24 protein-coding genes are annotated in these 21,054 nt (G+C 67.3%); 11 read left to right on the forward strand and 13 right to left on the reverse strand.

What is annotated here, in order from left to right; all coding sequences use genetic code 11:
* Window positions 1-65: 65 nt before the first annotated feature.
* Window positions 66-965, reverse strand: a complete 900-nt coding sequence (locus OG555_RS10840; RefSeq protein ID WP_329482687.1) for a hypothetical protein — start codon at window positions 963-965, stop codon at window positions 66-68.
* On the reverse strand, window positions 962-1,570 hold the full coding sequence (locus tag OG555_RS10845; RefSeq protein WP_329482689.1) for an RNA polymerase sigma factor: 609 nt from the start codon (window positions 1,568-1,570) through the stop codon (window positions 962-964). The genes OG555_RS10840 and OG555_RS10845 overlap by 4 nt, the downstream gene beginning before the upstream one ends.
* 220 nt (window positions 1,571-1,790) lie before the next feature.
* Between OG555_RS10845 and OG555_RS10850 the strand changes: the two genes are divergently transcribed.
* Entirely contained in the window at window positions 1,791-2,375 is a 585-nt protein-coding gene (locus OG555_RS10850; protein WP_329482690.1) for a hypothetical protein, read from the forward strand.
* 67 nt (window positions 2,376-2,442) lie between these two features.
* On the opposite strand, the gene purD is transcribed toward OG555_RS10850, so the two are convergent.
* Window positions 2,443-3,720 (reverse strand): phosphoribosylamine--glycine ligase, encoded by a 1,278-nt coding sequence (gene purD, locus OG555_RS10855; protein ID WP_329482691.1) that lies wholly within the window; start codon window positions 3,718-3,720, stop codon window positions 2,443-2,445.
* 77 nt (window positions 3,721-3,797) lie between these two features.
* Between purD and OG555_RS10860 the strand changes: the two genes are divergently transcribed.
* From OG555_RS10860 to OG555_RS10870, 3 genes are read left to right on the forward strand one after another with little or no spacing between them, the layout of a single operon-like run.
* Window positions 3,798-4,751: a carbohydrate ABC transporter permease gene (locus OG555_RS10860; protein ID WP_329482692.1), complete on the forward strand. Its 954-nt coding sequence runs from the start codon at window positions 3,798-3,800 to the stop codon at window positions 4,749-4,751.
* Window positions 4,748-5,590, forward strand: a complete 843-nt coding sequence (locus tag OG555_RS10865) for a carbohydrate ABC transporter permease (protein ID WP_329482693.1) — start codon at window positions 4,748-4,750, stop codon at window positions 5,588-5,590. The genes OG555_RS10860 and OG555_RS10865 overlap by 4 nt, the downstream gene beginning before the upstream one ends.
* Window positions 5,591-5,612: 22 nt before the next feature.
* The gene (locus OG555_RS10870) at window positions 5,613-7,022 is read left to right on the forward strand and encodes an ABC transporter substrate-binding protein (protein WP_329482694.1); all 1,410 of its coding nucleotides are present in this window, start codon (window positions 5,613-5,615) and stop codon (window positions 7,020-7,022) included.
* A gap of 127 nt (window positions 7,023-7,149) precedes the next feature.
* On the opposite strand, the gene OG555_RS10875 is transcribed toward OG555_RS10870, so the two are convergent.
* Entirely contained in the window at window positions 7,150-7,857 is a 708-nt protein-coding gene (locus OG555_RS10875) for a hypothetical protein (RefSeq protein WP_329482695.1), read from the reverse strand.
* An 82-nt stretch (window positions 7,858-7,939) separates the two neighbouring features.
* Between OG555_RS10875 and OG555_RS10880 the strand changes: the two genes are divergently transcribed.
* Window positions 7,940-8,791 carry an SMP-30/gluconolactonase/LRE family protein gene (locus OG555_RS10880; RefSeq protein WP_329482696.1) on the forward strand — a complete coding sequence of 284 codons (852 nt, stop codon included), beginning with the start codon at window positions 7,940-7,942 and terminating at the stop codon, window positions 8,789-8,791.
* Window positions 8,792-8,947: 156 nt separating this feature from the next.
* Window positions 8,948-9,418: a phosphohydrolase gene (locus tag OG555_RS10885; RefSeq protein WP_329482697.1), complete on the forward strand. Its 471-nt coding sequence runs from the start codon at window positions 8,948-8,950 to the stop codon at window positions 9,416-9,418.
* Here OG555_RS10885 and OG555_RS10890 read toward each other — a convergent pair.
* Window positions 9,391-9,879: an NUDIX hydrolase gene (locus tag OG555_RS10890; protein ID WP_329482698.1), complete on the reverse strand. Its 489-nt coding sequence runs from the start codon at window positions 9,877-9,879 to the stop codon at window positions 9,391-9,393. The two genes, OG555_RS10885 and OG555_RS10890, sit on opposite strands and share 28 nt — an antisense overlap.
* 368 nt (window positions 9,880-10,247) lie before the next feature.
* On the opposite strand from OG555_RS10890, the gene OG555_RS10895 reads away from it, so the two are divergent.
* Window positions 10,248-10,850, forward strand: coding sequence for an HD domain-containing protein (locus OG555_RS10895; RefSeq protein WP_329482699.1), 603 nt, complete (start codon window positions 10,248-10,250; stop codon window positions 10,848-10,850).
* Between the two features lie 236 nt (window positions 10,851-11,086).
* On the opposite strand, the gene OG555_RS10900 is transcribed toward OG555_RS10895, so the two are convergent.
* Both OG555_RS10900 and OG555_RS10905 read right to left on the reverse strand, forming a co-directional pair.
* The gene (locus tag OG555_RS10900) at window positions 11,087-11,815 is read right to left on the reverse strand and encodes a hypothetical protein (RefSeq protein WP_329482700.1); all 729 of its coding nucleotides are present in this window, start codon (window positions 11,813-11,815) and stop codon (window positions 11,087-11,089) included.
* A 26-nt stretch (window positions 11,816-11,841) separates the two neighbouring features.
* On the reverse strand, window positions 11,842-12,705 hold the full coding sequence (locus OG555_RS10905) for an alpha/beta fold hydrolase (RefSeq protein WP_329482701.1): 864 nt from the start codon (window positions 12,703-12,705) through the stop codon (window positions 11,842-11,844).
* Window positions 12,706-12,864: 159 nt separating this feature from the next.
* On the opposite strand from OG555_RS10905, the gene OG555_RS10910 reads away from it, so the two are divergent.
* From OG555_RS10910 to OG555_RS42800, 3 genes are all read left to right on the forward strand, one after another.
* Window positions 12,865-13,236 (forward strand): FKBP-type peptidyl-prolyl cis-trans isomerase, encoded by a 372-nt coding sequence (locus OG555_RS10910; RefSeq protein ID WP_328524434.1) that lies wholly within the window; start codon window positions 12,865-12,867, stop codon window positions 13,234-13,236.
* 106 nt (window positions 13,237-13,342) lie between these two features.
* Complete coding sequence (locus tag OG555_RS10915) at window positions 13,343-13,960, forward strand: hypothetical protein (protein ID WP_329482702.1); 618 nt, start codon at window positions 13,343-13,345, stop codon at window positions 13,958-13,960.
* 21 nt (window positions 13,961-13,981) lie between these two features.
* Window positions 13,982-14,485, forward strand: coding sequence for an MBL fold metallo-hydrolase (locus tag OG555_RS42800; RefSeq protein ID WP_442914495.1), 504 nt, complete (start codon window positions 13,982-13,984; stop codon window positions 14,483-14,485).
* Here the strand turns inward: OG555_RS42800 and OG555_RS10920 are convergent.
* From OG555_RS10920 to OG555_RS10930, 3 genes are read right to left on the reverse strand one after another with little or no spacing between them, the layout of a single operon-like run.
* Window positions 14,385-15,299: an ABC transporter ATP-binding protein gene (locus OG555_RS10920; protein WP_329482703.1), complete on the reverse strand. Its 915-nt coding sequence runs from the start codon at window positions 15,297-15,299 to the stop codon at window positions 14,385-14,387. The genes OG555_RS42800 and OG555_RS10920 overlap by 101 nt on opposite strands.
* Window positions 15,300-15,302: 3 nt before the next feature.
* The gene (locus OG555_RS10925; protein WP_329482704.1) at window positions 15,303-16,343 is read right to left on the reverse strand and encodes a FecCD family ABC transporter permease; all 1,041 of its coding nucleotides are present in this window, start codon (window positions 16,341-16,343) and stop codon (window positions 15,303-15,305) included.
* A complete protein-coding gene (locus tag OG555_RS10930; protein ID WP_329482705.1) occupies window positions 16,340-17,407 on the reverse strand; it encodes a FecCD family ABC transporter permease in 1,068 nt (355 codons plus the stop codon). The genes OG555_RS10925 and OG555_RS10930 overlap by 4 nt, the downstream gene beginning before the upstream one ends.
* A 136-nt stretch (window positions 17,408-17,543) precedes the next feature.
* On the opposite strand from OG555_RS10930, the gene OG555_RS10935 reads away from it, so the two are divergent.
* Complete coding sequence (locus OG555_RS10935; RefSeq protein WP_329482706.1) at window positions 17,544-18,365, forward strand: siderophore-interacting protein; 822 nt, start codon at window positions 17,544-17,546, stop codon at window positions 18,363-18,365.
* A 51-nt stretch (window positions 18,366-18,416) separates the two neighbouring features.
* On the opposite strand, the gene OG555_RS10940 is transcribed toward OG555_RS10935, so the two are convergent.
* The 3 genes from OG555_RS10940 to OG555_RS10950 all read right to left on the reverse strand — a co-directional run bounded on the left by OG555_RS10940 (window position 18,417) and on the right by OG555_RS10950 (window position 20,974).
* Window positions 18,417-19,634: an alginate lyase family protein gene (locus tag OG555_RS10940; protein WP_329482708.1), complete on the reverse strand. Its 1,218-nt coding sequence runs from the start codon at window positions 19,632-19,634 to the stop codon at window positions 18,417-18,419.
* Window positions 19,635-19,935: 301 nt separating this feature from the next.
* On the reverse strand, window positions 19,936-20,334 hold the full coding sequence (locus OG555_RS10945) for a TIGR03618 family F420-dependent PPOX class oxidoreductase (protein ID WP_329482709.1): 399 nt from the start codon (window positions 20,332-20,334) through the stop codon (window positions 19,936-19,938).
* A gap of 49 nt (window positions 20,335-20,383) precedes the next feature.
* Window positions 20,384-20,974: a TetR/AcrR family transcriptional regulator gene (locus OG555_RS10950; protein WP_329482710.1), complete on the reverse strand. Its 591-nt coding sequence runs from the start codon at window positions 20,972-20,974 to the stop codon at window positions 20,384-20,386.
* Window positions 20,975-21,054: the final 80 nt, after the last annotated feature.

Here is a 21,054-nt window from a genome sequence, read left to right on the forward strand (position 1 = left end):
GCAAGACCACCGGCTGCCGCCCCGGTTCGCCAGGTGCAACGAACCGGGGCGGCACGGGAGCATCGTCAGGGCAGCCAGTTCCAGATGAGGGCCCGCATACAGGTCTTCAGGTCGGGCATGCCCGGAGCAGGGTGCTCGGTGGACCCGTCACCGGATTCCTCGAGTGACGGCCCGCTCCAGGCCAGGTACGTCTTGCCGGCCGGATCCAGGACGCACCGGGCCTGACGGACCTTCAGCTCCGCGACGGTCCTCGGGCTCGTGTACATCAGCTTGCCGTTCCCGTCGTACGCCCGGGTGACGTACTCCTCCGGCGTACTGTCCGTGCGCGTCCTGTCGAACGGGACATCGGGCACAGATGCGAAGTAGAAACCGTGCCGGAGCTCCGCCTCGTACGTCTTCCCACCGCGCGGGGTGATGGTGACGCGAGCGACGCCCTTCACGTAAGCCCCGGTGCCTACCCCGGTTTCCGAGATCGGATCGAAGATCGGCTGGCCGGCGTTCAGGCCATGGCCTCCGACCCGATTGCCCTTCGGGCCGAACCCGCAGTAGTCCCAGCCGCCGATCGCGGAATAGATCACGAAGGTCGTCACGCGCGCATTCTCGGGCGGGTTCACGGCCTCGAAGCCGTCGAGCTGCTTGGCCGGTGGGCTGAACCTGCGAGTCCCCAAGCACTTCGCGACAAAGGCCGCATGTCTGCGAGCGTCGAGCGGTTCGAAGACTGTGCGAACCCCCAGCGCCGCGGTTGTCGGGCTCCCGGCCGGGCCGGCCGACTTGTCGTTGCGCAGCGACGGTACGGCGATCGCGGCGCCGACGACGAGGACGACTGCGGCGGCAGCGGCCAGGGGAACGAAGCGGCGGCGTCCGCGGGGTGCGGCGGATTCGTGGTCGACGATGGCCATCAGCTCGTGACGTTGACGGGTTCGGGTAACGGCGGGCAGATCCCGCTCCGGCGGCAGCGTGTTCATGACTGGTTCTCCACAACAGACCGAAGATTGAGTTCGCGCAGGCGCTTGCGAGCGCGGGAGAGGCGGGACTTCACGGTGCCGATCGGGACGTCGAGTGCGACTGCGGCGGCGGCCTGATCCAGGCCGGCCCAGACGCAGAGCTCGATGATCTCCCGCTCCTGGCGGCGCAGGTGCTTCAGCGACGCACGGGCGGCCCGGATCCGCTCGTCGTCGTCGATCCGGCCGACCACCTCGTCGGCGTGGTCGCCGATCTCGGTGGGCAAGCGTTCCGCGGCGGCCAGTGCCCGGCGGTACCGCAGTTTGGAGCGCCAGTCGTTGCGCACCGTGTAGTCGGCCGTCCGGAGCAGCCACGGCAGGGCCGACTCGCGGTCGAGCACCACCCCGGACCGCCGCCGCCACGCCTGCAGGAAGACCGCCGAGGTCAGGTCCTCGGCGTCACTCCAGGAAGCGGTGCGCCGATACAGGAAGTTGTAGATCGCCCGGGCATGCCGGTCGTACAGCTCCGCGAACGCATCGGCGTCGCCCTCCACGGTCCGGTCCCACAGACGCCGGTCCGAACTACCGGACACTCTCACTCCGTCCTCGACGACCAGCAGGCCGCTCACGACTCCACACCGCTGCGCATCCGCGCTCCCTTCCCGACACGACTGCCTTGCACTCGTCTTGTGTCGGGAACGGCGGAAAGGTTCCCGACTGATGCGGGTCCATCGGCCTACGGATCAGGGCCGTTCGGTGCATAGCCGCGACGGGGCCGCCGGCCGAACACTCGAAGTAACAACCTTCAACACTCTGCAGCCGCACCCCGCGGCTTGAAAGGAACCGATCATGCGCCGCAAGACGTTCGACGCGCTGCTCACCTCTGCCGGCCTCGTCCTCGCGATCGTCCTGGTCGCAGCGGGCGGTCTCATGCTGTGGGCACACAACTTCGTCGACGACCAGGTCCACAGTCAGCTCGCCGCACAGAAGATCTTCTTCCCCAAGGCGGGCAGCGAATCTCTCAACGACCCGGCCGTCAAGCCCTACCTGTCCCAGTACGCCGGCCAGCAGCTGGTGACCGGCGCGCAGGCCGAGGCCTACGCCAACCACTTCATCGCGGTCCACATCAACGAGATGGCCGGCGGCAAGACCTACTCGCAGCTGTCCCAGGAGTCGCTCGCCAACCCGACCGACGCCAAGCTGGCCGGCCAGGTGCAGACCGTCTTCCGCGGTGAGACGCTGCGTGGCCTGCTGCTCAACGCCTACGCCTTCGGGAAGATGGGCCAGATCGCCCTCATCGGCGCCATCGCCGCCTTCATCGCGGCCGGGCTCCTGCTGATCCTGTCGGCGCTGGGCTTCGCCCACCTGAGGCGGGTCCCCGCCGAGGCCGAGCTGATGCCGAAGCTGAGCAGCGCGGAACCGCGCACCGCCTGACCCAGGCAGAACGGAACCGCCGGCCCGTCCCGGGGTCGGCGGTTTCTTCATGTCCGCACCCGCAGGCTCAGACGGTGACCTCGCCGCGCGCGGCCTTGAGGGCGATGTCGGTGCGATGCTGGGAGCCCTTGATGCGGATCTGGCCGACCGCGGCGTAGGCGCGCTGCCGGGCCTCGTCGAGGTCCTTGCCGGTGGCACTGACCGCGAGGACCCGGCCGCCCGACGTCACGAGTTCGTCGCCGTCGAGCGCCGTACCCGCGTGGAAGACGCGGACCGCGTCGGCCTCGGCCTGGTCGACACCGCTGATCACGTCGCCGCTGCGCGGGCTGGCCGGGTACTTCTTCGCGGCGACCACGACCGCCACTGATGCAGCGCTCTGCCAGCTCAGTGGTCCGTGATCGGCCAGCTTCCCGGTCGCGGCGGCGTACAGGAGGCCGGCGAGCGGGGTCTTCAGCAACGGCAGCAGGGCCTGCGTCTCCGGGTCGCCGAAGCGGCAGTTGAACTCGATCACCCGGACACCCCGCGAGGTCAGCGCGAGACCGGCGTACAGCAGGCCGCTGAACGGCGTACCGCGGCGGCGCAGCTCGTCGGTCGTCGGCTGCAGCACGTTCTCGGTGATCTCGGCGACCAGGTCGTCCGGTGCCCAGGGCAACGGCGTGTAGGCGCCCATGCCGCCGGTGTTCGGGCCTTCGTCGTTGTCACCGAGGCGCTTGAAGTCCTGGGCCGGCTGCATCGGCAGCACGGTAGTGCCGTCGGTGATCGCGAACAGCGACACCTCGGGGCCGTCCAGGTACTCCTCGATCAGGACCTGCTCGCACTCGGCGGCATGCGCCAGCGCCTCGTCCCGGTCGGAGGTGACCACGACCCCCTTGCCCGCGGCCAGGCCGTCGTCCTTCACGACGTACGGCGGCCCGAACGCGTCGATCGCCTCCGCCGCCTGCTCAGGCGTCGTACACACATAGGCCCGGCCGGTCGGCACGCTCGCAGCGGCCATCACGTCCTTGGCGAACGCCTTCGAACCCTCGATCTGGGCGGCGTCCCTGGACGGGCCGAAGACCGCGATCCCGGCATCCCGGAGCGGATCGGCCAGCCCGGCCACCAGCGGCGCCTCCGGTCCGACCACGACCAGGTCGGCGCCGAGCTCCTTCGCCAGCGCGACCACCGCATCGTGGTCGGACATGTCCACCGAACGGCAAACGATCGTTTGCCCGTCGTACGCCGGGCGCAACACGGCGATGCCAGGGTTACCCGGGGCCGCCACGACCTGCTCGACATCGGGGTCCTGGGCCAGCGCCCAGACCAGTGCATGCTCGCGGCCGCCGGAGCCGATCACCAAGACCTTCACGGGCCATCAGCCTAGCGTGCTCTGGCCCGGACGCCCCCCGGGCGGTGTAAGACTGCGTTTTCACTGGAGGTAAGCGATTGACTACCAGCACCGTACCGGCGCGCGCCGGCACCCGCCCCACGACCGAAGTTCCCCGCCCCAGCCGCCGTCGTCTGTCGCCCGCGTCGCTGTTGTCCTGGCTGATGCTGGTGCCCTGCCTGGTGGTGTTCGCCCTGTTCATCGTCTGGCCGCTCGGGAAATCCGTGTCGCTGTCGCTGCACGGCTCCGACCTGTTCGGCCGCCCGGACGCCTTCGTCGGGCTGCAGCATTACCGCGACATGCTCGGCTCCGGTGAGTTCCGGCACATCCTCTGGGTGACGTTCGCGTTCGTCCTGCTCACCGTGATCCCGGGCGTCCTCGGCGGCCTGATGATCGTGTTGCTGCTCGAGCAGCACATCAAGGGCATCCGGATCTTCCGGACCGCGTTCGCGCTGCCGTTCGCGTTCTCGGTCGCCAGCGCGTCGGTCATCTTCGCGACCATCTACAACCCGGCGATCGGGCTCGCCAACGGCCTGCTCGGGAAGTTCGGCGTGGACCGGATCGGCTGGCTGACCGACCCGTCCTGGGCGCTGATCAGCGTCTCGATCACCACGGTGTGGATGAGCATCGGCTACAACGTGCTGGTCCTGTCCGCGGGCATCGGCGCGATCCCGGCCGAGCTCAACGAGGCGGCCACACTCGACGGCGCCGGCGGCTGGCGGGCGTCGCGGTACATCACCGTCCCGCTGCTCGGCCCGCAGTTGTTCTTCCTGATCGTGATCTCGACGATCCAGTCGCTGCAGGGCTTCGGCCAGATCAAGATCCTCACGCCGGAAGGCGGTCCGGAGCAGTCGACCAAGACGCTGGTCTATTCGATCTACCACACCGCCTTCGCGAACAACGCCAGCGACTTCGGCGCCGCGTCGGCCCAGGCGATCGTCCTGCTGGTGATCCTCCTGCTCTGTACGGCGATCCAGTTCGGCGTCCTGGAGAGGCGGGTGCACTACAAGTGAGGCCCGGACGTGTCATCACCTACGTGGTCCTGATCGGGGCCGCGCTGCTGGTGATCTTCCCCGTGTACTACGTCATCGCCGGGTCGGTGATGTCTCCCGGCCAGATCTCGTCGTACCCGCCGGATCTCTTCCCGCACGGGATCTTCACCGGCAACTACAAGGGCGCGTCGTCATCCGGGACGCCGCTCGGGCAGCAGTACCTGAACTCGATCCTGCAGACGTCGGTGATCACGCTGTCGCAACTCATCACCAGCGTGCTGGCGGCGTACGCATTCGTCTTCATGAAGATGTGGGGACGGACAGTGCTGTTCGGTCTGTTCCTGGCCACGCTGATGGTGCCGTGGGAGTCGATCGTGCTGCCGAACTACCTGACCATCACCGGCTGGTCGCTCGGCGGTGAGCGGCTCACCGCGTCGTACGCGGGCACGATGATCGCGCTGGTGCTGCCGTTCCTGGCGAACGCGTTCGGGGTGTTCCTGCTGCGGCAGTCGTTCCTGCAGTTCCCGGTCGAACTGCGCGACGCGGCAACGATCGACGGCTGCGGGCACTGGCGGTTCCTGCGCCGGATCCTGCTGCCGCTGAACAAACCGGCTCTGATGGCGGTCGGGCTGTACGTGTTCCTGGCCGCCTGGAACCAGTTCTTCTGGCCGCTGCTGATCGGCGACTCGGCGTCCCGCCGGACCCTGCAGATCGGTATCAGCCAACTCAACGACGCGGAGGCGGCCGACCCGGGCCTGATCCTGGCCGGCGTCACCCTGTCCATCCTGCCCACGCTGGCCATCGTGATCCTCGGCCAGCGCTTCATCGTCCGCGGGCTGACCGCGGGCGCGATTCGTTAATCCTTCGAGAGAGGTGACTGTGATGCGATCCGTCCGACAACGACGTACGGCGGTCTGTGCTTCCCTGCTGGCGGTACTCGCCCTGGTGGCGGCCGGCTGTGGCGGCAGCAGCAACGACTCCGGCTCCTCCAGCGGCAGCCAGGACGTCCCCGGCGCCGACGCACTGGACAAGGCGACCGGGGTCACCAAGATCACCTTCTGGCATGGCATGAAGGGCGCCAACGGCGCGGCCGTCGACAAGCTGGTGAAGGCGTTCAACGCCGCGCACACCGGCAAGATCGAGGTGACCGCGGTCTACCAGGGCGACTACGACGAGACGATCACGAAGTACAAGACCTCGGTCCAGCAGGGCAACACGCCTTCCGTCGTACAGATCTACGACATCGGGTCGCGGTTCATGATCGACTCCAAGCAGACCGTGCCGGTGCAGAAGTTCGCCGACAAGGACAGCTACTCCCTCGATGCGATCGAGCCGAACATCGCGAACTACTACTCGATCGACGGCGCGCTGAACTCGATGCCGTTCAACACGTCGATGCCACTGCTGTACATCAACAAGGAAGCCTTCGTGAAGGCCGGCCTCGACCCTTCGAAACCGCCGACGAATCTGGACGAGATCATGGCGGACGCGAAGAAGCTCACCGTCAAGCAGGGCGGCAAGACCGTTCAGTACGGCTTCAACGCGGCGATCTACGGCTGGTTCCTGGAGCAGCTCGTCGCCCAGTCCGGGACGGCGTACTGCGACAACGACAACGGCCGCAAGGACCTCGCGACGAAGGTGAACTTCGACGACGAGCAGGGCGTCAAGGTCGCGACCTGGTACCAGCAGATGGTCAAGCAGGGCCTGATGCCGAACACCGGCAAGAAGACCGATGACGCGCAGGCCGTCTTCAAGTCCGGCACGTCTGCGATGCACCTGGAGTCGACCGGTTCACTGCGCGGCTACCTGGACGCGGCGAAGGGCAAGTTCACGGTACTCACGGCGCCGTTCCCGCACCTGACCGCGTCCGACTCCGGTGGTCCGATCATCGGCGGCGCGTCGCTGTGGATCGACGGCCCGGGTCACTCCGACGCCGAGAAACGCGCGTCCTGGGAGTTCGTGAAGTTCGCCTCGTCGCCGGAGCAGCAGGCCGCATGGCACACCGGCACCGGCTACTTCCCGATCAACTCCAAGGCCCTCGACCAGCCCGACGACAAGGCCTGGGTGGCGCAGTACCCGCAGTTCACCACCGCGATCACCCAACTGCACAACACCAAGCCCACGAACGCCTCGTCCGGCTGCATCCTCGGCGTCATGCCCCAAGCCCGCAAAGCCGCCGAAGACGGCATCGAAAAGGCAGTCCTCGGCACCGACCCCACCCAAGCCATGAAGGCCGCCGCCGACTCCATCAAGCCCCAAATCGACCAATACAACAAAACGGTCAAGAAGTAACTGCCCACCCTGATCGCTTACGTCCGAAGAATCGTGGCCTATAACCCACGATTCTTCGGACGTTGTGCTGTCGATTCGGCCGTTCGTGTAGGCGCGGTGGCTGTGGTCTACCCCGTCACGCCTGCCTTCAACTGACCGTCGGCCTGGTCTTACGGGCGTCGGCTGCGGCTAGTCCGGCGCGCATCGCGTCCCGCACCTCGGGGTCCCACGGTCCGGTGGCGGTCAGCGGGATCTCGGTCATGAATCGCCGGTCGGCCTCGGGGATTCGCGCGACGACGAGATCGGGGTCATCGGCGACGGTCGCGTAGAGGTTCGGGCCGTCGGCGCCGAACAGGTCGATGGCCACAAGTCGCCCATCCGTGGCGCGCATGACGTTGTCCGGGTTGTCATCCAGCTCAGGCCCGAACCAGGGCAGCTCTCTGCGAGCCCGTGCATGGATACGGCGTACGACGTCGACGAGATCAGCAACGCCCGGCTCCCGCGCGGCGATCGCCCGGTGGAACGCGACGGCCTCGGGCTCGGGGACGGGCCGGAGCCATTCCATGATCTGGAGATCGCCGCCACCGGCCAGACGACGGTGCTCGAACAGTTGCGGGACCTGCCGGGTGTGCGCGGCCTGTCGGTACAGAGCCACGGAGTACGAGCTGGCCGGATCGAACGGGCTGATCCGCGCTGCGGCGGTGCCGTCCGGTGAGCGGAGCGCGATCGCCCAGTCGCCGGCCCCGCATCGGGTCCACCCCGCCGCCAGAAGCGTCTGCTCCGCGTCCCGGTGATCTGCTTGCGCTTCCAGTTGAGCGAGCGTCTCACGGTGAGGCTCGCGCTCCTCCGACGTCATGGCGCCGAGCATAGCCAGGCGGGTCACTGTCGATCTCGGCATTTCTCGTTCGTGTAGGGGTAAAGACGGAAGGAGTTGTGTGATGACCGAGGTCTTGTTGACGGGGCTTGTGATTGGCGAGTCGGCGCGGTGGCATGACGGCCGCTTGTGGTGCTCGAACTGGGGGACGCAGGAGGTCCTGGCGGTCGACGCGACCGGGCGACGGGAGGTGATGGCCCGCGTGCCGACTACTCTCCCGTTCTCCATCGACTGGCTGCCGGACGGCCGGCTGCTGGTGACCTCCGGTCAGGAAGGGCTGCTTCTGCGCCAGGAATCCTCCGGCGAGTTGGTGGTCCATGCGGACGTCTCGTCGTACGGCGGTCTGAACGAGATCGTCGTCGACGGGCGCGGCAACATCTATGTGAACGGCGGCTGCGATTTCCACCCCGATGAAGGGGAACGCCCCGGCTTCATCCTGCTGATCACGCCCGACGGTTCGGTACGTCGCGTGGCCGACGAGCTCGCATTCCCCAACGGGATGGTGATCGCGCCCGACAACAAGACCCTCGTCATCGCCGAATCCTTTGCCCGCGTGCTGACGGCGTACGACATTTCAGCGGACGGCTCGCTGTCGAACCGTCGCGTCTGGGCACCCCACACCGGCGACGGCATGGTGATGGATGCCGACGGCGCCATCTGGACACCCGGCTGGGCCGACGACGCCCCCGCCTGCCTCCGCATCGCCGAAGGCGGCAAGATCCTCGAAACCGTCCCGCTGGAACACGCCGGCTTCGCCTGCACCCTCGGCGGCCCCGACGGCCGAACCCTCTACATCCTCACCGCCGACTGGCACATGCAGGAGTCCTTCGAGTCCAACCTCGACCGCCTACTCACCACCCCTACCGGCCGCCTCCTCGCTCACCCGGCCCCAACGCACCATGCCGGCCGCCCTTGACTCCTACTCATCACCGCGGCGCGCTGAACGATGGCAGCAGGTTGGAACAGCGGACGGGCGCAGGTTGTCAGGGAACCAGTACGCCCGCCCGCTGGATTGGAGTGAGCACTCGGCGGCGAGAAGCACGCGCGCTGGCGGCATGTCCGGGCGGTTGTGGTGACGGCCCGCACGGTGAATCCCGCATTGGGCAGGGAGAGCGACCTGTTGAAGGATGCGGCCTCGCTGCACGCTGGCCGGATCGGTTACGCGTCCCAGGTGACAGAGACGGGCCTTCATCCATTGGACGGCGCCCGCTACCTGCGGAGGTCAGGCTTCAACGATCGGGTCTCCCGGCTGGTTGCTCATCACTCGGGCGCTGCCTTCGAAGCCGAGGAACGTGGTCTGCGAGAGCTGCTGCTCAGCGAGTTCGAGCCAGATGATTCGGCAGTGGCAGACCTCTTGTGGTTGTGCGATATGACGGTCGGTCTGCTCGGGCAGGATCTGAGCATCGAAGACCGACTCATCGAGATCACATCACGCTACGGACTCGATCATGTCGTCAGCAGATCCATCGACCATGCTCGTCAAGACATCCTGTCGGCAGCGAAGCGGGCCACCGACTACCTAGAACGGCATCGGCCCAAGTAGGGCTGATCATCACCCATCATGTATCGGTCAATTCGCTGCTTCATCGATGGGTGCATCTTGAGCTGGTCGATGTCGACGACGTCCACCCATTCGACGTGGGACGATTCGGAACTCGGGGTCAGCTCGCCGGAAACCGGCGCCGCCGTGAAGACGACAGAGAACTCTTGCCGGACCTCGCCGTCGCTCGTGTACTCCAGAACGTGACGCGGATTGGTGTAGATCCCGACCAGCCCGCTCACCCGACAGGTGATGCCGGTCTCCTCCAGTACTTCGCGTTCGGCCGCCTGCACGATCGTCTCGCCGAGGTCCATCGCGCCGCCGGGGAGTGCCCAGTTGCCGTTGTCCGTTCGGCGTATGAGCAGGATCCGGCCGACGTCGTCGGCGACGACCACATTGGCCGAGGGCACGAGGCTGTTCGCCACCGGCGCATCAGGATCGTCGAGATAGTCGGTGCGAGCCACGTGATCAGGATTTCATGGTCGACGCCGGTATGTACGGATTCGCGTGCTCCCAGATCCGATCGAAGCTGTCGAGGTAATGATCGAACAGCTGCCCTCCGGCGACGTGTCGCAGATGTATCACCGGGTTGTGCGGAGCCGGCGCGTCGTCGGGGATGAAATGCTCCACGGACTTCGACGGGTGGCCACTGGAGCATCTGCCAGATCAGGTGAATATCCCACCGAGCATCCATGGTCAATGGCGCCTGACTCTCGCTCTGCACGACATGTCCTGATGAAGTCGAAGTGAGCACGTCGAGACAGCGAGGAGGCAATTCGGTTGCCCACACCACCGTAGAGTTGGACCAACCCGCGATGCGCTGTGCAGCGGGTTGACCGATGGCAGAAAGGCCAGGGCCGTGACGGATGGCACCACCGATCAGGACGCCGCAGGAGTTGTCGCCTTCGCCTACGAGATGGGCGTCCTCAAGCGACTCCGCCGAGCCGGCTGGTGGCACGTCGGCGTACGCGATCCGGAATCCGTTGCAGAGCACAGCCTCCGGGTCGCCCAGCTCGCAGCGTTGATCGCAAGCGAGGAAGGCGGCGATCCAGCACGTGCCGCCTACCTAGGCATGTGGCACGACTCCCAGGAGACGAGAATCGGCGACATCCCACACAGCGCAAAGCCCTACATGGACGTAGCGAGCAACGAGCGGATCACCGAGGACCAGGTCGCCGTCCTCCCTGACGCCGCAGCCAAGAGCGTCCGCGATGCCGTCCTCGAATACGAAACCGCCGAAACCATCGAGGCCCGCTGCGCCAAGGACGCCGACCGCCTTGAATGTCTGATGCAAGCCGTCGAGTACGGCGAAGCCGGCTACAAGAGGGTCGACGGCTGGATCCAATCCTCCCGAGCCCGAATCCAAACCCCCTTCGGCCAGCGCCTCGCAGAAGCCGCCCTCCAGATCTCACCACTCGCCTGGCGCGACCGCTGAACCGATCGAAACCAGGACGTCAGTTGCCGTCGACCAGTCGAGCTGCCTTGCGCAGTCGCGTGCGCATCTCACCAATCTCTGCGGTCAACTCGTCGGCCCCGGCCCCAAGATGCCCACCGGATCCTCTTGGAGGTGCCACAGCTCCTCAGCAGCCTGCTCCTGCTGGCGCTGCGACCTGGCGACAACGCGTACATCCGAAGGGTGCGTCCCCGTCAGTTGTCCGGACGCAACCGGGATCAGTAGTGCCAGTAGTAGCGGGCGTCTGCGTTCCAGGGGAGGGGGACTGTGGTGTGGTTGGTGAAGGCCATGCCGAGGCCGCGGGCGATTTCTACCGTGCGGGAGAGCTGGAGTGAGTACGGGTGTTGGTTGTCGTCCCACCACTGTTCGAACTGGCTGATGCAGGTTTGGCCGGTGAAGTACGGGTTCGAGCAGGGGTGTGGTGGGAGCCACTTCTGGAGGTGGCGGAAGGTGACGGTGGTGGAGCCGTTCGGGGGCTTGATGATGCCGGATGCGTCCAGGCAGTAACCGGTGGTCGGGATGTTCGACTTCACGTAGTGCTGGCGGCCGCTGGCTGAGGGGATCGGCTGCAGGTTGGCGCAGTTGGCGTCGCCGACGTTCTCGGACGTGACCCGTTGGATCTGGGTCAGCGGTCGGCCGGCACCATCGTTGTAGCCGTCGAGCAGGACCCACTCGCCGTCGTGGATGAAGTGCTCCGCCGACTTCGGCGGCCACGTCTTGGGGTCACCCCACGAGATGTCGGACTCGGTCGTGCTCAACGGCGTCCATGCCCACTGCCCGGCCGCGGTCTTACCCGCCCAGTACTGTCCGGCCGACTTCTCGAACATAAGTGAGTACTGGCCATAGTTCTCCGCCGCCGTACTCGCGTCCGACGTACGCGGAGCGACGACGGCCACGGCAGTCACCACAGCAGCCGCGCCGACTACAGCGGCGAGTTTCTTCAGCACAAAGTGTGACGTTAGCCCTCACGGAGTCAGCGGGCGAGCACCTCCCGTAGCTTGGCCGCGAACTCCTCCGGCTTCCCCGGCTGGCCGTACTCGTTGCCGAGGAAGCCACCGTGCCCACTGGGGAAGACGACCGGCTCGAGGTCGAGGCGCGCAGCCGCCGCCTTGCCACCGCGACCCGCCATCTGGTTGCCGGACTCCTCACCGACCCCGAACACGATCCGGTCCTTCGCCTTGCCGAGAGCGTCGAAGTCGGGCTGGTACGACGTACAGCCGCGCATGTTCTGCCCGAGCAGGGCGTCGTCGCGGGAACCGTCGTCCTCGGTGGGCAGGCCGAACATGGCCGGGTCGGGCGCCGGCTGCTGCGTGTAGTCGGCCGTGAACTCGCCCTCGTAGCCGACCATGGCGATGAACTTGGCCATCCCCGCGCCCATGCCGTCGCGCTGGTAGGTGTCGTAGGTGTCCGCCACCGCGGCCAGCGCGGCCTCGCTGTCCGGCACGACGGCGGCGAGCGGTGGCTCGTGCGCGACCAGGATGTTGATCAGGTCGGGCCGCTTCGCGGCGAGGGCCAGCGCGTTCACCGCGCCGCCGCTGGTGGCGAAGAGGTCGACCGGGCCGGCGTCGAGCGCCTCGATCAGCGCGACCAGGTCGCCGGCGTGATCGTCCGGCGTCAGCTCACCTAGGTCGCCGCTGCGGATACTCCGCTCCACCCCGCGCGGGTCGTAGGTCACGACCGTCCGATCGGGGAAATGCGATGCCAGCGTGGGGAAACCGCTCGCACCCATCGGCGAACCGAACATCAGCAGCACCGGCCGATCGGCGAGGTCGCCGCGGACGTCGTACGTCATGGTTGCTCCAGGCACACCGATCGTGTGGGTGACGGGATCCGGCATGACACGCTCCTCTGGTCGGGCCCATCCCCCTAGGTTGGGCTCGTGACCGTGAGCCTAGACCGCCTCGCGTCGCACCGAACAGGTCCTCAACCGGCATTTGCCCGGAACTCTCCGCGCACCGCCTTGGGGCCGAATGAACCGATCTGCTTAGCTTGTGACATGACTGAGAAGCCAGAGATCGACTTTCCGGACGGGCCGCCGCCGGCGGATCTCGAGATCACCGACATCACCGTGGGCGACGGCGACGAGGCCAAGGCCGGTTCCCGGGTCAATGTGCACTATGTGGGCGTGGCCCACTCGACCGGCGAGGAGTTCGACGCGTCGTACAACCGCGGCGCCCCGCTGGCCTTCCAGCTCGGCGTCGGCCAGGTCATCCAGGGCTGGGACACCGGCGTCCAGGGGATGAAGGTCGGCGGCCGGCGCAAGCTGGTCATCCCGCCGCAGCTCGGGTACGGCGACCGCGGCGCGGGCAGCGCGATCAAGCCCGGCGAGACCCTGATCTTCGTGGTCGACCTGATCAGCGTCAGCTGATCCTCTGTCCGGGGCCCCCGCGATCCGCCACAATGGCGGCATCGCGGGGGTCTTTCGCGTAGTTGTACTCATCCGCCTCGCCCAGCGGTCGGTTTGACTGAGAGGCATGACGACGATGGTTGCCACGGCCACGCCGACGGTGCGGGTGAACGTCATTCGGTACGCCGCTCTGACCGCCAAGGTGCTGCTCTTCGCTTTGTTGCTCTCGGCACTGATCTGGCCGGACCTGAGCGGGATCAAGGGGAAGGCGTCGACCGCACGGCTGATCGTCTACCCAATCGGCGCGATGGCGCTGCCGCTGTGGTGGTGGGCTTACGGGCGGGCGAGGAGCAAGCTGCACGACCGCTACCCGTGGCCCGCCGACCTGCTGATGACGCTCCCGTGGCTGATCGATCTGATCGGCAACCGGCTCAACCTGTTCGACACGGTGAACTGGTGGGACGACGCCATGCACTTCATCCTCTGGGGCTTCCTCACCGCCGGCGTCCTGCTCGCCTTCGCACCCCGCAACCTCTCCCGCGGTCTGACGGCGTTCGTAGCCCTCGGCTTCGGCGCTACCGCGGCCGTGGTGTGGGAGATCGGTGAGTACTTCGCCTTCGTCCGCAACTCGACCGAGCTCCAGACGGCGTACACCGACACCCTCGGCGACCTCGCCCTCGGCACCCTGGGCGCCCTCCTGGCCGGCCTGATCCTGTACCAGACCCGCGCCAGAGTGGCGCGATGACGGACGTCACGATCGTTGGCAGTGGGTACGCATGCGGGTCTGGCGGACGCTTTCAGACCTGCATCGCGTTGGAATCGCAGGTTCTGGTCGACTGCGGGGGCAACGAGTCTCACCGCGCTGCGGCAGGCCGGCTTCGATCCGAACGAGATCCGCACGATCGTCGTCTCTCACCTGCACGGCGATCACTTCGGCGGACTGCTGCCACTCTCCAACCCCCCCGGAGATGACCGGCCTCCGCGAGTTGCCGAGCGTGGGCGGGGTGACTCGGGGATGGTTGCTGAGTGGCGCAGGTCCGCCCCCACCACTTGTCGGCCCGCGACCTCCGCGCGGGCACCGAGTTGTGAATTCCGGTGGACGTACGGCGCGAGGCACAGAGCCGCGATCCACGACTCGAGGCCCGGGTGTCCGGATCGGGGTATGGGGCTCAGCGGTCGATGGGGCGGCAGATGGCGGCGGCGGCGGCGGAGGCGGCCAGGGCGGCCGCAATGGGAGATGCTGTCGCGGCCGACGGCTTCGCATCGTTGACGGCGTTGGTGCGAGTGATGTGGCGGCCGATCGGGACGACCATCGGCGTACCGGCGACCGGGTCGGGGACGACCTTGACAGCGAGGCCGAAGACATCGTCGACGACCTCCTCCGTGATCACCTCGCGTGGGTTGCCCTCGGCAACGATGGCGCCGTCCTTCATCGCGATCAGGTGGTCGCCGAACCGGCAGGCCTGGTTGAGGTCGTGCAGGACCAGGACGATCGTCCGCTCCTCGGACTTGTTCAGGTCGACCAGCAGATCGAGCACCTCGAACTGATGGGTCAGGTCGAGGAACGTCGTCGGCTCGTCCAGCAGCAGGATGTCCGTCTCCTGCGCGAGCGCCATCGCGATCCACACCCGCTGCCGCTGACCACCGGACAACTCGTCGATCGGCCGATCCGCGAGCGAGAGTACGTCGGTCGACGTCATCGCGGCCGCGACCGCTTCGTCGTCGGTCCTGGTCCACTGCCGGATCCACCGGGTCCGCGGGTACCGCCCCCGCCCGACCAGGTCGGCGACCGTGATCCCCTCCGGGGCGGTCGGTGACTGCGGCAACAATCCGAGCTTGGTCGCCACCTCCCGGGTCGGGATCGACTGGATGCTCTTGCTGTCCAGCAGCACGGTCCCGCGCGACGGCTTCAGCAGCCGGGCCAGCGTCTTCAGCAGCGTGGACTTGCCGCAGGCGTTGGCGCCCACGATGACGGTGAGCTTCCCGGTCGGGATCCGCACCGACAGGTCGTGGATGATCTCGCGCTGGTCATAGCCGACCGCGAGCCCATCGGCAGCCAAGCTGTGTTCCACAGAGTTCTCCATCTCTCAGCCACCACTCCCGACCCGGTTGGCCCGAGCCAGCAGGAACATCAGGTACGGCGCACCCACCACGCCGGTCACCACGCCGACCGGCAACTGCGTGTCCCCGAACGCGTGCTGCGCGATCAGGTCCGACAACGCCACCACCAGCGCGCCGAGCAGCGCGGACGCGATCATCGCCGGCCCCGGTGATCGCGTCACCCGCCGCGCGATCGGCGCCGCGACGAACGCGACGAACCCGATCGGCCCGGCCGCCGCCGTCGCCACCGCGGCCATCAGGACCGCGATGACGATCAGCCCGAGCCGTGAGCTCTCCACCCGCAGCCCCAGCCCGTACGCCGTCTCGTCGCCGAGCTGCAGAATGCGCAGCCGGTGCACGAGGAACGCCGTCAGCGGCGCCAGCACCACAAGCGTGATCGCGAGCGACCGCACGTTCGACCAGTCCCGCCCGTTCAGGCTCCCGGTCAGCCAGATCAGCGCCTGCTGCGCGATCTCGACCCTTGCCTTGGTCAACAGGTACGACGTGATGCTGGTGGCGATCGCGCCGATCCCGATCCCGATCAGGATCAACCGGTAACTCGACACCCCGTGCCGCCAGGCCAGCACGTACATGATGAACGCGGTGAGCACCGCGCCGGCGATCGCGAGGCCCGACACCGCTGCCCCGGTCAGCCCCAGGGTGACGATGGCGAACACCGCGAACGCGCTGGCGCCGTACGTGACGCCGAGGATGTCCGGGCTGGCCAGCGGGTTGCGGGCGATGCTCTGGAAGATCGCGCCGGACATGCCGAGCGCGGCCCCGACCAACAGGCCGGTGAGTGCCCTCGGCAACCGAAGCTCGTTGACGATGAACTCGGTCGCCCTGTCCCCGCCGCCGAACAGCGTCTTCACCACATCGAGAACCGGGATCTTGAAGTCACCCAGCGACAGCGAGACGCAGAACGTCGCGAAGACGACGACCGCGAGTACGACGATCACCAGCAGCGATCGTGCCTGCCGAGCCGCCCGGGCTCCGGTGATGACCTGAACCGCCTCAGCCGTCGTCACAGGTCGGCCAACTTCCGTCGCCGTACCAATGCGATGAAGAACGGCGCACCGATCACCGCGGTGACGATGCCGACCTGCAGCTCACCGGGCTGCGCGACGATTCGGCCGAGGACGTCGGCACCGAGCAGCAGGATCGGCGCCAGCAGCATCGAGTACGGGAGGATCCAGCGGTAGTCCGGCCCGGTCACCAACCGCGCGACGTGCGGGATCGTCAACCCGATGAAACCGATCGGTCCCGCCGCCGCCGTGGCCGCTCCACACAGCAGTACGACGACCACCGCGACGAACAACCGGGCCAGGCCGACCCGTTGACCGAGCGACTTCGCCACCTCGTCACCGAGCGACAACGCGTTCAGCAAGCGCCCCGAGACCAGCGCCAGCACGATCCCGATCAGGATGAACGGCGCGACCTGCCCCGCGATGTCCGAACCGCGGCCGGCCAGCGACCCGGCCGACCAGAACCAGAACTGGTCGAAGGTGTCGACGTCACCGATCAGGACGGCAGTGGTGAGCGACCCGAGCATCGCGGTCATCGCCGCCCCGGCGAGCGCCAGCTTCACCGGCGTCACTCCCTCGCGGCCGAGCGATCCGAGCAGATAAACGACGACGGACGCGGCCGCCGCACCCGCGAACGCGAGCCAGACGTACGCCGTCAGGCTCGACAACCCGAACCAGTAGATGCCGCCGACAACGAAGAGCGCGGCTCCACCGTTGACTCCGAGGATGCCGGGATCGGCCAGCGGGTTCCGGGTGACGCCCTGCATCAGCGCCCCGGACAACCCCAGGGCGGCGCCGACGAGCAGACCGATCACGGTCCGCGGCACGCGCAGTGAGTGGACGATCACTTGATCGGTGTCCGTCTCGTTGTAGTGGCGCAAGGCATCGATCACCGTCGGCAGCGGGATCTGCTTCGACCCGACGGCGATGCTGAGCAAGGTCACCAGCACGAGCAAGGCGACACAGCCGATCAGGCCGACGACGAGTGTCGCCCGCCTGGTACGCCGAGGGCGCGACGAGACGGCGACAGCGGGGTCGGCCGAGACCACAGCAGTGGGCGGCGGCATTGGACTTTGGGATCCTCTTAGGTAAGGCTAACCTCTAGACGCATCAGAATAACCCGGTCGTCCATGGGTCCGCACCTGCGTAGTTTCCTGACCGGGCGGTGGGGCGGGGTAGCCAAGACATGGAGAAACCAAAGGCATGACGACTGTGCTCGAGCGGCCGATCGTGTTCGACTCCGTCCTCGCCACCGTGGCGGCGGTCGATGATCTGAGCCCACACCTGCGCCGCGTGACGTTCGTCGCACCGCGGATCGCGGAGGCGGTCACCGCCGGACCGGACCAGCGGATCAAGGTGCTGCTCGCACCGCCCGACGGCAGCGACATCAAGCTCCCGTCCGGCCCCGAGTGGTACCCGCAATGGTGTGCGCAGCCGGTCGAGGAGCGTTTCATCATGCGGACGTACACCGTCCGCGCACTGCGTCCCGAGGTCGCCGAGCTCGACGTCGAGTTCGTCCTGCACGGCGTGAACGGCCCGGCATCGGCCTGGGTCAGCGAGGCTCGGCCGGGTGACCAGGTCGGTCTGATCCTGCCGTTCGCGGTCGACACCACCAGCACCAAAGGTCTGCTGCACTCCGGGGTCGACTACGTCCCACCGGCGACGAACGTGCGCCGCGTCCTGGTCGCCGACGAGACCGCGCTGCCTGCTCTCGCCGGGATCCTCGAGCAGCTGCCCGCCGCCGTCCACGCGACCGTCTTCGTCGAGGTCCCCGACGCCCGCGACATCCGGCCACTGCCGACCTCCGGCTCCGCCGACGTCACCTGGATCACGCCCACCGACGACATGTCGTTGCTCGAAGCCCTCAAATCCGCCGACCTGCGGTACGACGCCGACTACGCCTGGGTGGCGGGTGAGTCGTCGATGATCAAGTCGGTCCGCCGCCACCTGGTCAACGCGGTCGGCATGCCGAAGGCGGCCATCTCCTTCCAGGGCTACTGGAAGCGTGGCGAGGCCCAGATCTGACGTGCTCCGGGAGAGCTGAAGGGCAGAGTTCCAGCTCTCCCGGAAGCCTTGTTATGAAGGGTTCTCGGCGTGGGTCAGGGTCTCCCACGCGACGAACAGGTTGTTCGAGCCGGCCGGGCGACGCGACTCGGTCAGGGCCTGGGTGTTCGTCATCGCGATGCCGAGGCGGGTGTGCAGGGCGTTGTAGCCGACCTCGGTGATCGGGCCGAGGCCGCGGTTCACAGTGCCGTTGCACAGCCAGGACGGCACCGGCTCGAGGTTGCGCTCCCACCGGGACTGGAATCCGAGCGCCTGCCGCAGCCGCTCACCGAACTCCGGGTAGAGGTCGATCCCCTGGATCCGGGACGTCTCCAGTACGTGCGAGATCGACGAGATGCCGTAGCCGGTGTGGGTGAAGTCGCGACAGGTCTCCTGAGTCAGACCGGTCACGAAGGTCCCTTGACCTTGCCAGTACGCGACGATCTTGTCGCGGGTGTCGAGGTTCTGGCTCGGCTTCGTCTTCGGCAGCGCGCCGTCCGACTCCAGGTACACGTACGCCGGCACCCGAACCCGGTAGAGCGCGATCGCCTTGTCGTACACGGTCTTGTCCTCGAGGAACACGCCGATGCCCTGGATCGCCTCGGTCATGCTCAACTCCCAGTTCCCGTTGGAGTTCGAGCCGTTGATGATCTCGGGCAGGTACACGTTGCGCAGCATGGTCGCGAACCGGCCCGAGTTCGGCCAGTTCCCGTACACGTACTTGATGATCTCCGCGGCCTTCGGCCAGGACGACGCCGCCCACGCGGTCTGTAGCGGCGCATTGCTGTTCGTGTGGCCCTGGATGGTCGCCGACCAGGCGTCCATCAACTGGATCGCCTTCTGCGCATAGCGATCGTCACCGGTGAGGTACCAGAGCAGGGCGTCTGTGTACGCCGCAATCGCGTCCTCACGCTCGTTGGTGCAGCCGAGGTTCGGATTCGAGTACGGGCCGCACTCCACGACCGCCCGTGGGGTCGGCGTACGCGAGAGGGATGCGTAGGAGCTGCTCTTGGCCTGGTTGAACGCGCTCGTCCACGGCTGTGCACCGGCCTGCACCTTGGCCCGGACGAAGTCCAGCTGAGCCCGGCTCACCCCGACACCAGGATGGGTGAACGTCGCAGGCGCATCGACAGCTGCTGGTACGGCGGAATGCGGTGAGTCGGCGCTGGACGCGGCGACCGCTGGGCTGCTGAGGGCTCCGGCCACCAGCGCTGCACACGCTGTGGCAAGGAGCAGGGGTTTGGTTCGCATGGGCGGATGTCCTGTCTTCGGGGGCGGTAGGACACTGCGCTTCCCCGCGTGCCCGGAGGCACTAGCGCAGGGTCTTTGCGAAAGTTTGACGACGGACGGTGAGCGCGTCAATATCCCAGCGAACATCGGCTTCACAACGGAACAACCGCACGGCTTTTCCCAGCTCAGTGGAACAAAGTGAGAACTTGTCCCACGAAACGCCGCCAGTTCTCGACCGCCGGAATCGCAGTCATTGCCGGTTCGGAACCACCCTCCGTCACCACCGCGACCACGGACGTCACCTCGCAGTGATCCGGGTCTCTCAGGGGTGTCCCAGCTGACTCGTGATGCGTTCGACGATGACGCTCGTGGCGTAGCGCGTGGTGCCCGGCGGCTCCACGTCCGCCCACTCGCCGGCGTACTTCCGGGCGATCGTCCGCTCGAGCGCGAACTCCGGGTCAGGGACCAGATCGTCGATCCGGCCGCGGAGCTCGACGTAGTGCGTCGGGCGGGTCGGGTCGACGATCACGACCGAGATCCGCGGGTTGCGCTGGAGGTTACGCAGCTTCTGTCGGCCGTCGACCAGACTGATGCGCACCCGTTCGCGGTCCCAGAGGAACCACAGTGGCGTCACCTGCGGCTCGCCACGCTTGCCGATCGTGCCCACCATCGCGACCGCAGTCGAGGACAACAGGTCCTGAAACGCCGCCGGGATCTCCACTCGCGCCTCCTCCGTAGGGACAAGGCACCGAGCGTACGTGTGGGCGGGATCAGCGCAGCTGCGTTGCGAGGTCGCCGGAGCGAACGCCGGCCGCGTCCAGCAGCGCGGCCGCGGTAGTGACGCCGATGCCGCCCAGCGGCTGCGCCCGCACGACCGATCGCGCGCTCGCGCCGTCGAAGATGATCGTTAGCTGGATCGCCAGCGTGCCCGGATCCTCCGCGCCGGCCTGCACCAACTCGCGATGGAAGAAGTCGGTCAGCTGCTGCTTGAAGTGGCGCGCGACCACCGACCCCGGGTGCTCGGGATTCTTCAGCTCCACCGCCGTGCTCACATACGGGCAGCCCAAGAAGTTGCCAGCAGCAACCACAGCCTCCTGCCGCTCGAACACGTCCAGGATCCGGTCCCGGGCCGGCCGGTCGTCCTCCGCGCCGGGCTGCAGCAGGGTCCGGTACGCCGCCCCGCGGCTGGCCAGGCTCTCCGCGATCAGCTCGTCCTTGGACCGGAACAGCTGGTACATGGACTTCTTCGACACCCCGGCCGCCTTGCAGAGCGCGTCCACTCCGATGTTCACGCCGTCGCGGTAGAAGAGTTCGCCCGCGGCGTCCAGGAGCCGCTCGCGGGGGGTTGCCGAGGTGGTCATGGAACGAGGGTACCGGCTGGATTTGCCTGCGGAAACCGATCGGTTTACAGTGGCGGAAACAGATCGGTTTCTACCTAGGG

The sequence above is a fragment of the Kribbella sp. NBC_01484 genome (genome assembly GCF_036227145.1).
Lineage (GTDB): Bacteria > Actinomycetota > Actinomycetes > Propionibacteriales > Kribbellaceae > Kribbella.

What these genes read in the sequence shown, in the direction of transcription:
- OG555_RS10840 (WP_329482687.1), bottom strand. Translation starts at nt 965, where the DNA reads ATGAACACGCTGCCGCCGGAGCGGGATCTGCCCGCCGTTACCCGAACC.
- OG555_RS10850 (WP_329482690.1), top strand. Translation starts at nt 1,791, where the DNA reads ATGCGCCGCAAGACGTTCGACGCGCTGCTCACCTCTGCCGGCCTCGTC.
- OG555_RS10870 (WP_329482694.1), top strand. Translation starts at nt 5,613, where the DNA reads ATGCGATCCGTCCGACAACGACGTACGGCGGTCTGTGCTTCCCTGCTG.
- OG555_RS10875 (WP_329482695.1), bottom strand. Translation starts at nt 7,857, where the DNA reads ATGACGTCGGAGGAGCGCGAGCCTCACCGTGAGACGCTCGCTCAACTG.
- OG555_RS10880 (WP_329482696.1), top strand. Translation starts at nt 7,940, where the DNA reads ATGACCGAGGTCTTGTTGACGGGGCTTGTGATTGGCGAGTCGGCGCGG.
- OG555_RS10905 (WP_329482701.1), bottom strand. Translation starts at nt 12,705, where the DNA reads ATGCCGGATCCCGTCACCCACACGATCGGTGTGCCTGGAGCAACCATG.
- OG555_RS10910 (WP_328524434.1), top strand. Translation starts at nt 12,865, where the DNA reads ATGACTGAGAAGCCAGAGATCGACTTTCCGGACGGGCCGCCGCCGGCG.
- OG555_RS10915 (WP_329482702.1), top strand. Translation starts at nt 13,343, where the DNA reads ATGACGACGATGGTTGCCACGGCCACGCCGACGGTGCGGGTGAACGTC.
- OG555_RS10920 (WP_329482703.1), bottom strand. Translation starts at nt 15,299, where the DNA reads ATGGAGAACTCTGTGGAACACAGCTTGGCTGCCGATGGGCTCGCGGTC.
- OG555_RS10930 (WP_329482705.1), bottom strand. Translation starts at nt 17,407, where the DNA reads ATGCCGCCGCCCACTGCTGTGGTCTCGGCCGACCCCGCTGTCGCCGTC.
- OG555_RS10935 (WP_329482706.1), top strand. Translation starts at nt 17,544, where the DNA reads ATGACGACTGTGCTCGAGCGGCCGATCGTGTTCGACTCCGTCCTCGCC.
- OG555_RS10940 (WP_329482708.1), bottom strand. Translation starts at nt 19,634, where the DNA reads ATGCGAACCAAACCCCTGCTCCTTGCCACAGCGTGTGCAGCGCTGGTG.
- OG555_RS10950 (WP_329482710.1), bottom strand. Translation starts at nt 20,974, where the DNA reads ATGACCACCTCGGCAACCCCCCGCGAGCGGCTCCTGGACGCCGCGGGC.